This window comes from Shewanella sp. SM87, assembly GCF_025653705.1.
GTDB classification, from domain to species: Bacteria; Pseudomonadota; Gammaproteobacteria; order Enterobacterales; family Shewanellaceae; genus Shewanella; species Shewanella oncorhynchi.
In genome coordinates this window covers 249,633-261,927 of record NZ_JAKKSC010000001.1, presented here as the reverse complement: position 1 = coordinate 261,927, position 12,295 = coordinate 249,633, and the positions used below count along the sequence as shown (strand labels likewise).

General features: G+C 47.4%; 9 protein-coding genes. 7 read left to right on the top strand and 2 right to left on the bottom strand.

Features of this window, described 5'->3' with window-relative positions; translation table 11 throughout:
• The first annotated feature begins 138 nt into the window (after window positions 1-138).
• The 4 genes from hisS to der all read left to right on the top strand — a co-directional run bounded on the left by hisS (window position 139) and on the right by der (window position 4,795).
• A complete protein-coding gene (hisS, locus tag L5M11_RS01205; protein ID WP_131523675.1) occupies window positions 139-1,416 on the top strand; it encodes a histidine--tRNA ligase in 1,278 nt (425 codons plus the stop codon).
• A 13-nt stretch (window positions 1,417-1,429) separates the two neighbouring features.
• On the top strand, window positions 1,430-2,050 hold the full coding sequence (locus tag L5M11_RS01200; protein WP_131523676.1) for a tetratricopeptide repeat protein: 621 nt from the start codon (window positions 1,430-1,432) through the stop codon (window positions 2,048-2,050).
• An 11-nt stretch (window positions 2,051-2,061) separates the two neighbouring features.
• The gene (bamB, locus tag L5M11_RS01195) at window positions 2,062-3,249 is read left to right on the top strand and encodes an outer membrane protein assembly factor BamB (RefSeq protein WP_263177092.1); all 1,188 of its coding nucleotides are present in this window, start codon (window positions 2,062-2,064) and stop codon (window positions 3,247-3,249) included.
• Window positions 3,250-3,328: 79 nt separating this feature from the next.
• Window positions 3,329-4,795 (top strand): ribosome biogenesis GTPase Der, encoded by a 1,467-nt coding sequence (gene der / locus L5M11_RS01190; protein WP_105251897.1) that lies wholly within the window; start codon window positions 3,329-3,331, stop codon window positions 4,793-4,795.
• An 82-nt stretch (window positions 4,796-4,877) separates the two neighbouring features.
• Here the strand turns inward: der and xseA are convergent, their stop codons facing one another.
• Window positions 4,878-6,224 carry an exodeoxyribonuclease VII large subunit gene (gene xseA, locus L5M11_RS01185; RefSeq protein WP_168824523.1) on the bottom strand — a complete coding sequence of 449 codons (1,347 nt, stop codon included), beginning with the start codon at window positions 6,222-6,224 and terminating at the stop codon, window positions 4,878-4,880.
• A 120-nt stretch (window positions 6,225-6,344) separates the two neighbouring features.
• Here xseA and guaB point away from each other — a divergent pair, with 120 nt between their 5' ends.
• The 3 genes from guaB to tadA all read left to right on the top strand — a co-directional run bounded on the left by guaB (window position 6,345) and on the right by tadA (window position 10,191).
• Window positions 6,345-7,811, top strand: coding sequence for an IMP dehydrogenase (gene guaB, locus L5M11_RS01180; protein ID WP_006085677.1), 1,467 nt, complete (start codon window positions 6,345-6,347; stop codon window positions 7,809-7,811).
• A gap of 120 nt (window positions 7,812-7,931) precedes the next feature.
• A complete protein-coding gene (guaA, locus tag L5M11_RS01175; protein WP_263173080.1) occupies window positions 7,932-9,509 on the top strand; it encodes a glutamine-hydrolyzing GMP synthase in 1,578 nt (525 codons plus the stop codon).
• Window positions 9,510-9,663: 154 nt separating this feature from the next.
• Window positions 9,664-10,191 carry a tRNA adenosine(34) deaminase TadA gene (gene tadA, locus L5M11_RS01170; protein WP_411569072.1) on the top strand — a complete coding sequence of 176 codons (528 nt, stop codon included), beginning with the start codon at window positions 9,664-9,666 and terminating at the stop codon, window positions 10,189-10,191.
• Window positions 10,192-10,656: 465 nt separating this feature from the next.
• Here tadA and mltF read toward each other — a convergent pair whose 3' ends face one another.
• Complete coding sequence (mltF, locus tag L5M11_RS01165) at window positions 10,657-12,087, bottom strand: membrane-bound lytic murein transglycosylase MltF (RefSeq protein WP_168824519.1); 1,431 nt, start codon at window positions 12,085-12,087, stop codon at window positions 10,657-10,659.
• Window positions 12,088-12,295: the final 208 nt, after the last annotated feature.

Genomic DNA, 12,295 nt, shown 5'->3' with positions numbered 1-12,295 from the left:
CCCGCATTTGGGCATAGATTACGCCTAATGATGTTGAGCTAGGCCCCGAAACCGACGGGGTCGTTTTACGTTTTACGCTCAAAAGCCTATAATGCGTGACATTTTTATTAATTTAGCGAAATCGGACGAGTCGATACAGTGGCAAAACAGATCCAAGCGATTCGCGGAATGAATGACATTCTGCCAACTCAAAGTCCTCTATGGCAAAAAGTGGAAGCGGTACTACGTTCGAGCGTCAGTGCTTACGGTTACAGCGAAATCCGCACTCCAATAGTGGAAAATACCGATCTTTTTAAACGCTCTATCGGTGAAGTGACTGATATTGTTGAAAAAGAAATGTATACCTTCGCAGATAATAACGGTGACAGCTTAACGCTACGCCCTGAAGGTACCGCGTCGACAGTGCGTGCAGGTAACGAAAACGGTCTGCTATATAACCAAGAGCAACGTCTTTGGTATATGGGTCCTATGTTCCGCCACGAACGTCCACAAAAAGGCCGTTATCGTCAGTTTAACCAATTTGGCGTTGAAGTGTATGGCATTGGCTCGGCTGATATTGATGCTGAAGTCTTGATGCTATCGGCACGCCTGTGGGAAAAACTCGGTATTAGCGAGCACGTCTCGCTAGAGCTAAATACCTTAGGTGATCCTGCTGAGCGAGCTGTTTATCGTGATGCCTTGATTGCGTTTTTAGAGCAGCATAAAGATGCGCTTGATGAAGACAGTAAGCGTCGCATGTACAGCAATCCGCTGCGAGTATTGGATTCAAAAGATCAAAATGTCCAAGCCATATTGGTTGATGCACCTGAGTTAATGGATTTTCTCGGTGAAGAATCGAAGACACATTTTTCACAATTGCGTGAACTACTTGATGCTGTGGGTATCAAATACACCATTAATCCGCGTCTAGTACGTGGTTTAGATTACTATAATCGCACTGTATTTGAATGGGTTACATCTAGTTTAGGCTCACAAGGTACTGTACTTGCGGGTGGTCGCTACGATGGTTTAGTCGCCCAGTTAGGTGGTAAAGATACTCCAGCGGTCGGTTTTGCTATGGGCTTAGAGCGCATTGTCTTGCTGCTTGAAACCTTAGAGCTGACCAAAGATATTCCGCCAGAAGTGGATGTGTATGTCACGGCCATGGGTGATAGCTGTCTGGTCGAAGCCATCAAGGTCGCGCAGGAATTACGTAACGCACTGCCAAACCTTAAAGTGATGAGTCACTGTGGCGGCGGTAACGTGAAGAAACAAATGAAGCGTGCCGACAAAAGCGGTGCGAGTGTGGCACTACTGATAGGTGAAGATGAACTTGCCGAAGGTATGGTTACGGTTAAACATTTACGCAATGACATCGAACAACAACGGGTAGCTCGAAGTGCCTTAGGCACATTTTTGGCTGAACTGATCAAATAAAGGGGACGTGCGCGTGGAAATTTATAGCACAGAAGAACAACAAGTTGATGCTATCAAGCAGTTCTGGAAAGATTACGGAAATTCAATTTTAATCGGTGCCGTAGTGGGTTTAGGCGGCTTATATGCGTGGAATTATTATTCTGACGTTAAAGTGGCGCAAGCGGAAGAAGCTTCAAAAGCGTTCCAAAATTTGACCACTAAATCTGCCGATGAAGCCGCAATGCTTGCGGGTGTCGCCGAGTTTTCTCAAAATCACGATCAAAAGGGCTATCAAGCCTTGTTAGAACTGATCGTGGCCAAAACTGCGGTAGAAGCGAAGGATTATCCAAAAGCGATTGATGCCTTGAACAAGGTGATTGCGGCTAAACCCGGTGCTGGTTTAGATGTGATTGCGACTTTGCGTTTAGCACGAGTACAAGCAGAGCAAGGTCAAATTGATGCAGCTCTAGCGACCTTAGATCAAGTAACAGATAAAGCTTTCTTCGCTCAGCGCGATGAGTTGAAAGGTGATTTCTTAGTACGTCAAGGTGAAGTTGAGAAGGCAAAAACAGCTTATCAAGCTGCCATGGACAATGGTGGTGTGGTGACAAGCCCTGCGCTTAAAATCAAACTTGATAGCCTAAATCAGGCATAAGGGATCCCTTGATGAAGTCTTGGTGCAAAAACCTGCTAGCCGCTGGATTAAGTCTGGCCATGTTATCCGCCTGTTCGTCGAGCGATGTCGAAGAAGAACCGGTAAGTGAGTTAACTGCCATTCAGGCGACAGTGTTTCCTGAAGTGAGTTGGAGCGCCTCTGTCGGTAATGGTGTTGGTGATTATTATTCTCGCCTCGCCCCCGCCGTTAGTTACGGAAAAATTTTTGCCGCCGACCGTTATGGTGAAGTGGTTGCCTTCGATGAGGCCACTGGCGAGCGCGTTTGGACTAAAGATTTCAGCGAAGAGTTTCGTGATAACGCTTTAGCAAAAAATAAAGGTGCGCGTATTGCTGCTGGTGTGACTGCTGCGCGTAATAAAGTCTTTTTAGGTGGCGAAAGTGGGCTGCTTGCTGCATTGAACGCTGAAGATGGTCAAGTGTTATGGCATGTCGTTGCGGGCGGTGAATTACTGTCTGCTCCCACTGTGGCCGATGACGTCGTGGTGGTCAGTACCAGCTCTGGTTCACTCGAAGCGTTTAACGTTGATACTGGCGCCAAGCTGTGGGTGTATGAAATGCAATTGCCGAATCTGACCCTGCGCGGTACAGGTTCTGCAGCTTACGAAGCGGGTGGTTTCTTCATAGGTACCGCCGATGGCAAAGTGGCTGTTGTGATTAAAAACAATGGTCAAGCTGCGTGGGAACAGGCTATTTACAATCCAACGGGCGGTAACGAGTTTACGCGTATGGCCGACGTGGATATGACGCCCTTGATCCTTGGCGACAACTTATATGCAGTGAGCTACAACGGTAACTTAGTGTCGATGGAACTGCGCACGGGTCGAGTTGTGTGGACGCGTAAGTATTCTAGCTTTAACGAGTTAGCATCAGCGGGCCTAAGCTTGTACTTAGTTGACGATCACAGCCGTATCTACTCAGTTGATAAACGTAACGGTTTGGAACTATGGAGTAATTCTGAGTTAGCTAACCGCACTCTGACATCTCCGTCGGTATATAAAGACTATTTAGTTGTGGGTGATTTCGAAGGTTATTTACACTTCATCGATCGCAGTACAGGGACGATTGTGGGTCGTGTCCAAGTGGACAGCTCAGGATTATACAGCCAGCCGTTAGTGGTGGATGATAAAATCTATGTTCAAGGTCGCAGCGGAAAGTTGGCTGTTGTAACACTTCCATAGTTAAAAGTGTTATCCTTGCTGAGCCCCTGGAAGTGTGTTCCGGGGGCTTTTTATTGAAAAGTTTTTTAGAGGCAAAATCATGATCCCTGTAGTGGCCCTTGTTGGTCGGCCGAACGTCGGTAAATCCACCCTATTTAATCGTCTTACGCGCACGCGTGATGCGCTGGTTGCTGACTTTCCTGGCCTAACACGTGACCGTAAATATGGTCGAGCATTCTTATCCGGCTATGAGTTCATTGTGGTCGATACCGGCGGTATCGATGGCACTGAAGAAGGGATCGAGACGAAAATGGCTGAGCAATCCCTTGCTGCCATTGAAGAAGCCGATGTCGTTCTATTTATGACCGATGCGCGCGCGGGTTTAACCGCTGCGGATCTGTCGATTGCACAGCACTTACGTAGCCGTCAAAAAACCACCTTTGTGGTTGCTAACAAAGTTGACGGTATTGATGCCGATTCAGCTTGTGCCGAGTTTTGGTCTTTAGGTCTAGGTGAAGTTTACCAAATGGCGGCGTCCCAAGGACGTGGCGTGACCAATATGATCGAATACGCGCTGACCCCTTATGCCGAAGCGATGGGCATTGTGCGTCAAGGTGAAGACGAAGTTACTGAAGAGCGTGAATATACCGAAGAAGAAGCGGAAGCTGAGCAAAAGCGTCTGCAAGATTTGCCTATCAAGCTGGCGATCATAGGTAAACCTAACGTAGGTAAGTCAACCCTGACTAACCGTATTCTAGGTGAAGAGCGCGTTGTGGTATTTGATGAGCCCGGCACGACACGTGACAGTATTTACATTCCAATGGAACGTGAAGGTCGCGAGTACGTGATTATCGATACCGCGGGTGTTCGTCGCCGCAGTAAAGTACATCAAGTCATTGAGAAATTCTCAGTGATCAAAACCTTGAAAGCAGTTGAAGATGCTAACGTGGTGTTACTTATCATCGATGCCCGTGAAGGTATCGCCGAGCAAGATTTGGGTCTGTTAGGTTTCGCGCTCAATGCGGGTCGCGCTTTGGTTATTGCCGTCAACAAGTGGGATGGTATCGACCAAGGGATTAAAGATCGTGTGAAAAGCGAGCTTGACCGTCGTCTTGGTTTTATCGACTTTGCCCGTATTCACTTTATTTCGGCGCTGCACGGTACTGGTGTTGGCCATTTATTTGAATCGATTGAAGAAGCTTACGACAGTGCCACACGCCGCGTCAGCACTTCTATGTTGACTCGTATTATGCAAATGTCGCAGGACGATCACCAGCCGCCATTAGTGAATGGTCGCCGTGTGAAGCTTAAATACGCTCACGCCGGTGGTTACAATCCGCCAATCGTGGTCATTCACGGTAACCAAGTGAGTAGACTGCCTGACTCGTACAAGCGTTACATGATGAACTACTTCCGTCGTTCGTTGAAAGTGGTGGGTACGCCAATCCAGCTACGTTTCCAAGAGGGTGATAACCCATTTGAAAACAAGACTGAGAAGTTAACTATGAGCCAAGAGCGCCGTCGCAAACGCGCACAAAGCCATATCAAAGACAGAAAAACCAAATAGTGTTTTTTACCAGACACATTTGAAACAAAAGGAACCTTAGGGTTCCTTTTGTGTTTTAAGACTATTTCAGCGTCATGTAGATTTATTCGAGCGGCTTTATCTGAGTGACGGTTGAAATCACTTGTCCATGGCGCAAGCGGGTCTGCAAACTATCACCTATGGCCAGTTTATCAGCAGAGTCGACCACTTGATTGTGGATGTCAGTGGTAATGCTGTAACCACGGCTTAAAGTGGCAAGCGGACTGACGGTTTCGAGTTGATGGGCCGCGTATTTTATCCGCTGTTCACTTTGGCTGAGTTTGTCCTGCAATGCATCCTGTAAGCGGCTCGCAAGATAACTTAAGCGGTTACCCTCAATGGCGAGTTTATGCTTGGGAGATTGCTGTTCAAGGCGGCTTGCGAGCAACTGCTGACGGCGGCTGAGCAGATGCAAGCGATTCGACAGCGCGGACTCTAGTCGTAATTGCATCTCATCGAATCTTTGTTCGAACTGCTGCAAAGTCCGTTTAGGGTCTTGGCGTTGCAGTCTGTGCTCTAGCAAACTAAGTCGTCTTTCTTGTTTAAGCTGATAATGTTTCGCGCTTTGTTGCAGGCGCGATAAGGCTGTGGCGAGTTTTTGCGCCTTATTATCACTGTCTTGTGATAATAGCTCCGCGCCCGCAGAGGGTGTTGGGGCGCGGATATCAGCAACATAATCACTGATAGTCGTATCAACCTCGTGGCCGACGGCGCTGACAATGGGCAGGGCGCTGTTATAAATCGTGTGGGCGAGGGCTTCGCTGTTAAAACACCACAAATCCTCAAGCGAACCGCCGCCGCGGGTGAGCAGTAATACATCGACTTCTAAACGTTGGTTGGCGATATTGATTGCCTGACAAATACTCTGCGCCGCGGTTTCGCCCTGAACTTGGGTCGGATAGATAATGACTTCAATCGAAGGATCGCGCCTTGCCAATACATGTAACACATCTCGGATCGCCGCACCCGTAGGTGACGTAATAACGCCAATGCGTTGAATATTTTTGGGTAGCAATCTTTTGGTGTCGGCGGCGAATAAGCCTTCGGCTGCGAGCTTCATCTTGAGTGCATCGAACTGCTGGGCGAGTAATCCATCCCCAGCGGGCAGCATGGACTCAATTAATAATTGATAGTCGCCTCTGGGTTCATAAACGCTGATCGCGCCTTTGACCAGCACTTGCTGACCATTGATGGGCTTAAAGCTGACCGTTTGGTTACGGCCCTTAAACATGGCGCAACGGATCTGCGAAGAGTGGTCTTTTAAGGTGAGATACCAATGCCCTGAGCTGGGGGAGGAAAAGTTGGATATTTCGCCATTGAGCCAGATTTTACCCAGTTGCCCCTCGAGGATTTGCCTGACTTCACCATTGAGCCGCGAGACAGTATAAATGTTGTTTTTGGTGCCTTGCATCGAATAACTCAATAAAATGGGGATATTTACTATTTTCCATTTACCTGTGGCGATATGCAAGGTATAATCCCGCCGCAATATTTCACCTCTAAATCCTACTCAACTGGGGAGATGTTGCATATGCTACGTTTAATTAAAGAAGCGCTTACTTTTGACGATGTGTTGCTTGTTCCTGCGCATTCGACTGTACTCCCAAATACCGCCATTCTAAAAACTCGCCTGACCAATACCATTGAATTGAATATCCCACTAGTGTCTGCCGCTATGGACACAGTTACCGAAGCTCGTCTTGCGATCGCGATGGCGCAGGAAGGCGGCTTAGGCTTTATTCATAAAAACATGAGCATTGAAAAACAAGCCGAAGAAGTTCGTAAAGTAAAAATTTACGAAGCGGGCGTGGTTCAACAACCTGTAACTGTGACGCCATCAACGACCTTAGCCGATCTGAAAGTGTTAACACTGAAGAATGGTTTTGCGGGTTATCCCGTGGTCAACGAAGCCAACGAGCTGGTTGGTATCATCACTGGCCGTGACGTACGTTTCGTGACAGATTGGAGCAAAACGGTAGAAGAAGTGATGACGCCTAAAGCGCGTTTAGTCACTGTTGCCGAAGGCACTAAATTAGATGAAGTGCAAAAATTGATGCACTCACATCGTATCGAAAAAGTTCTTGTGGTTGATGATAACTATAAGCTGAAAGGCCTCATTACAGTTAAAGACTTCGAAAAAGCCGAACGTAAACCGAATGCCTGTAAAGATGAGTTAGGCCGTTTACGTGTTGGTGCCGCCGTAGGTGCGGGCGCTGGTAATGAAGAGCGTGTTGACGCTCTGGTTAAAGCCGGTGTTGACGTTTTACTTATCGATTCTTCCCATGGCCATTCCGAAGGCGTTTTACAACGCATTCGTGAAACTCGCGCTAAACATCCTGATTTGCAAATCATTGGCGGTAACGTTGCCACGGCTGAAGGTGCATTAGCCTTAGTCGAAGCGGGTGTTAACGCAGTTAAAGTGGGTATTGGCCCTGGTTCTATCTGTACGACTCGTATCGTGACTGGCGTGGGCGTACCACAAATTACCGCGGTATCCGATGCCGCTGCAGCCATGAAGAGCCTAGGTATTCCTGTGATTGCCGACGGCGGCATTCGTTTCTCTGGCGATTTAGCCAAAGCATTAGCGGCGGGTGCATCTTGCATCATGGCGGGCTCAATGTTTGCGGGAACTGAGGAAGCACCAGGTGAAACTGAGTTATATCAAGGCCGTGCGTATAAATCCTACCGTGGTATGGGTTCTTTAGGCGCTATGTCTCAAGGCTCATCTGACCGTTATTTCCAATCCGATAATGCTGCCGATAAGTTAGTCCCCGAAGGTGTAGAGGCGCGCGTGCCTTACAAAGGCAAGTTGAAGGAAATCATCCATCAACATATGGGCGGTCTGCGTTCATGCATGGGCTTAACGGGTTGTGCCACCATTCTAGAACTGAATGAAAAAGCCCAATTTGTGAAAGTGACTTCAGCAGGCATGGGCGAGTCCCACGTGCACGATGTGACTATCACTAAAGAAGCGCCGAACTATCGTTCAGGTTCTTAATCGTTTGATAAGAGGGGGCGGCAATAAGCCGCCCCTTTGTAAAGCGTGTGATCCAATACTCAAGGCTGGCCCTCGCCGCGTTGAGCAATGTTAAAACAATAGATGAGATAAAGGTTACCCATGAGCGATATTCATGAGCACAAGATACTGATCCTCGATTTTGGATCTCAGTACACTCAACTGATTGCCCGTCGTATCCGTGAAATCGGCGTTTACTGTGAATTATGGGCTTGGGACGTAACAGAAGCCCAAATCCGCGAATTTGCCCCGAACGGCATTATTCTTGCGGGCGGACCAGAAAGTGTCACGGCTGAAAACTCGCCGCGTGCGCCTGAATACGTCTTTACCGCAGGTGTGCCGGTACTGGGCATTTGTTACGGCATGCAGACTATGTCTGAGCAGTTGGGCGGTAAAGTGATCCAAGGTGTGGGCGAAGGTGAATTCGGCTACGCTCAAATTGAAATGCTGACAGATTCATTGCTATTCAAAGGCATCGAAGATGCCGTTAGTAGCGAAGGCAAACCCTTACTCGACGTATGGATGAGCCACGGTGATAAAGTGTCGGCTATTCCTGAAGGGTTTGTGGCGGTCGCTAAAACAGACACTTGCCCATTTGCCGCTATGGCAAACGAAGAAAAGCAATTCTTCGGCGTACAGTTCCACCCAGAAGTGACCCACACTCGCCAAGGTATGCGCATGTTATCGCACTTTGCCTTAGACATTTGTGGCTGTGCAGCCAACTGGAAACCCTCCTCTATCATTGAAGATGCGATTGAGCGCTTGAAGAAGCAAATCGGTGATGATGAAGTGATTTTAGGATTATCGGGCGGTGTTGATTCTTCGGTTGTGGCTATGCTGCTACACCGCGCTATCGGCAAAAAACTGACCTGCGTATTCGTTGATAACGGTTTATTACGTTTGAATGAAGCCGAGCAAGTGATGGAAATGTTTGGCGATCATTTCGGCCTGAATATTATTCACGTTGATGCGGAAAACCGTTTCCTCGATGCGATGAAAGGCGAAGCCGATCCAGAGGCTAAGCGTAAGATCATCGGCCGCGTATTCGTGGAAATTTTCGATGAAGAATCGAAAAAATGCGCCAATGCCAAATGGTTAGCGCAAGGCACGATTTATCCAGACGTGATTGAATCTGCCGGCAGTGCCACAGGCAAAGCCCATGTGATTAAATCTCACCATAACGTTGGCGGTTTGCCAGCCGATATGGCGCTCGGTTTAGTCGAGCCTCTGCGTGAACTGTTCAAAGATGAAGTGCGTAAAATTGGTCTTGAGTTAGGCCTACCATACAACATGCTATATCGTCACCCGTTCCCAGGACCAGGTCTTGGTGTGCGCGTATTAGGTGAAGTGAAAAAAGAATACTGTGACTTGCTGCGCCGCGCCGATGCTATCTTCATCGAAGAACTGCATAAAGCCGACTTATACAATAAAGTCAGTCAAGCCTTTACTGTGTTCTTACCAGTACGCTCTGTTGGCGTGATGGGTGATGGCCGTAAATACGATTGGGTGGTGTCATTGCGCGCCGTCGAAACAATCGATTTTATGACGGCCCATTGGGCACATCTACCCTATGATTTCTTAGGCCGCGTATCAAACCGCATCATCAACGAAGTCGATGGCATTTCCCGCGTAGTTTACGATATCTCTGGCAAGCCGCCAGCGACTATCGAATGGGAATAAGTTAATTATTTGAATTAACGAATAAAAGGCGCCGAGTGCGCCTTTTTTGTTGTTTGATGGATTAACTTAGGTTGAATGGCTCAGCCGTGAAATATCTGTGCTTGACTGATATAATCCGGCTTTATTTTTTGCTAAAAGAGATAAGGTGTAAGTGGTGCAAACGCAACAAGACGAACAATCTCAGCAAGATGAACATTGGATGCAAGTCGCGATGCTGATGGCCGAGAAAGCTGAAGCTGAGGGCGAAGTACCTGTGGGTGCGGTATTGGTCAAAGACGGTCAGCAGATTGCGACGGGTTACAATTTATCCATTAGCCAGCACGATCCTAGCGCCCATGCGGAAATTTTATGTTTGCGGGAAGCGGGGCGTTTGGTCGAAAACTATCGTCTTTTAGATGCGACTTTATATGTCACCCTCGAGCCTTGCGCTATGTGTGCGGGCGCTATGGTGCATAGCAGAATTGCTCGTGTGGTATTTGGCGCACGGGATGAAAAAACGGGTGCAGCGGGTACTGTGGTGAATTTATTGCAACATCCGGCGTTTAATCACCAAGTTGAAGTCACATCAGGGGTGCTGGCCGATGCTTGTAGCGCGCAATTGAGTCGTTTTTTTAAACGTCGCAGGGAAGAGAAAAAAGCCCTGAAACAGGCTCAAAAGGCGCAGCAAGCTATTGGTAAGTGACGATTAACGTGACAGAATTAATCCTGAGACTGAATAAAAGTAAAGAAGAGTTTTTGACGATTTAAAATACGGCGATGACGAATTTTTAGCAAAGTACGACGACGCGCAACGGTATTGTTGATGGTTTTTCTTCTCATATTGACCCCATTAATTGTTATTATCGATGCCCTACAGAGATTTATCTTAGGTCATACCCCAAGACAGTAGCAGTTGCACAGGAGTGCAGCAATAGCACTGGTCAGATAAGCTGAACTAAGCGATGTTTTTCATCGCAAATTTGAGTTAGGTTGGCAAACCTTAATTCGGTTCTCCTGTTGTTTGATATCGCACCTTGTTGAAGACATCTATGTACATCTTGAGTTTTTATGTTGATGTTCTTGTTACGTAAAACTCTGTACTTGATATATAAGAAGTGAGTTGTTGGATTGTCGTTTGGCCCATGCACCTGAGCGCTAACGAGTTAAGCTATTTAGGTTGATCAGGGCTTAACGTTCCCGCAGGAAGTACGGGTTCTTCCGCAGTAAGGTCGCTCGAGTCATCATCGGGGTCGGGTTGTTTCGACTGATTATCCACCCAGACTAGCGTGTCATAGTAGCGACGGATGCTGTCGACGTAATGAACGGCTTCACTGCCTCGGGCGTAACCATAACGTGTTTTTTGATAATATTTACGCTTTTGCAGTAGCGGTAGTACCTTTTTTAAATCTCGCCAAGCATTGGGATTTAACTCCATCGATTCCGCAAGCTTACGTGCATCTTCAATATGGGCATATCCTATGTTGTAAGAGGCCAGCGCAAACCACATGCGTTGACTCTCGGGGATCGATTCTGGCAGGCGATTGATCATATCGTTCAAATACGCCGCGCCGCCGCGAATACTTTCTTCGGCATCGAGTCGGTTGGTGATCCCAATCTCTTTGGCGGTTGGCTGAGTCAACATCATCATGCCACGCACTCCTGTGGCCGAGCGGGCATTAGGATTCCAATGTGATTCTTGATAGCTGGTTGCTGCCAGTTTACGCCAATCTAAATTGCCTGCATGGGTTTCAAATAATTGTCGATAACGCGGCAATACTGTCTCAATGGCACGGATAAATGCGCGAGTATCGATATAATCGAAGCGTTTTACATGACCAAAGTATTTCTCGTTGAGGTGATCCAGCGTGCCGGCAAGCTTCTCTTGGTGCCAAAAGGCCAGCAATTTACTCATAAGTTCATCACTGTGAGTGGGAGGTAATAGCCAGATCACATCGAGTTTTTCTTCTAGCACAGGACCTGAGCGTAAGTCGGGCAGGTAGCGACGGTTGATCTGTACGCTACTAGAGTCGGCGATAGTGTAGTCAATTTCTTTGTTGGCAATCATAGCCAACAACTCTTCACTGTCTTTGTCGGTAATTTGATCCCACACCAGCGTTGGATAATGCTTTTGCAACTGGGTCAAGGTCTCGACGAAGGAAGAGTCGGCGATAACGGTGATCTTGCCTTTTAAGTCGCTGATGTCTTTTGGGGTTGGCATGCCTTCGCGATACACCAACACTTGATTCACCCGGTATAGCGGTGGACCTAAGCGGAACTGTTCTCGCCTTGTGGGCGTTTCTGTCATGCCTGCAGCAATAATATCGATTTCATTCTTTTTGAGGGCTTCGTACAACTCGATACGGTTTGTGTAGGGCACCATTTTTAAGGGCACATTTAAGTATTCGGCAAACAATACCGCCATATCGTAATCGAAACCGCTATCACCTTGGCCCGAGGTCATATAAATCTGTGGGCCGTAAAGTGTACCGACTCTTAGCTCAGTTAATTTTTTTGGCACGAATTCTGTTTCGTCCACGGTCACCTGCTGACAGGCAGTCAGTAGGAAACCTAAGATAAGAGCGAACAGAAATCGAGTCATTAAATGTACTTATAGTAAATAAAATCAATATTATAGATAGCGAGTTAACAGTGAGGCATTAGTGGTGAACTGGCTGACATTGGTGGGATTATATCCGTTTGTCTGCGATTTCGAAAAAAAATCATTCTGGGGGAAAGTGCAGTCGACACAATACTGGGCTTTTTATATCACAGGAAACACTGTTTTGCGTAAGGTCGCAGGTGATTTG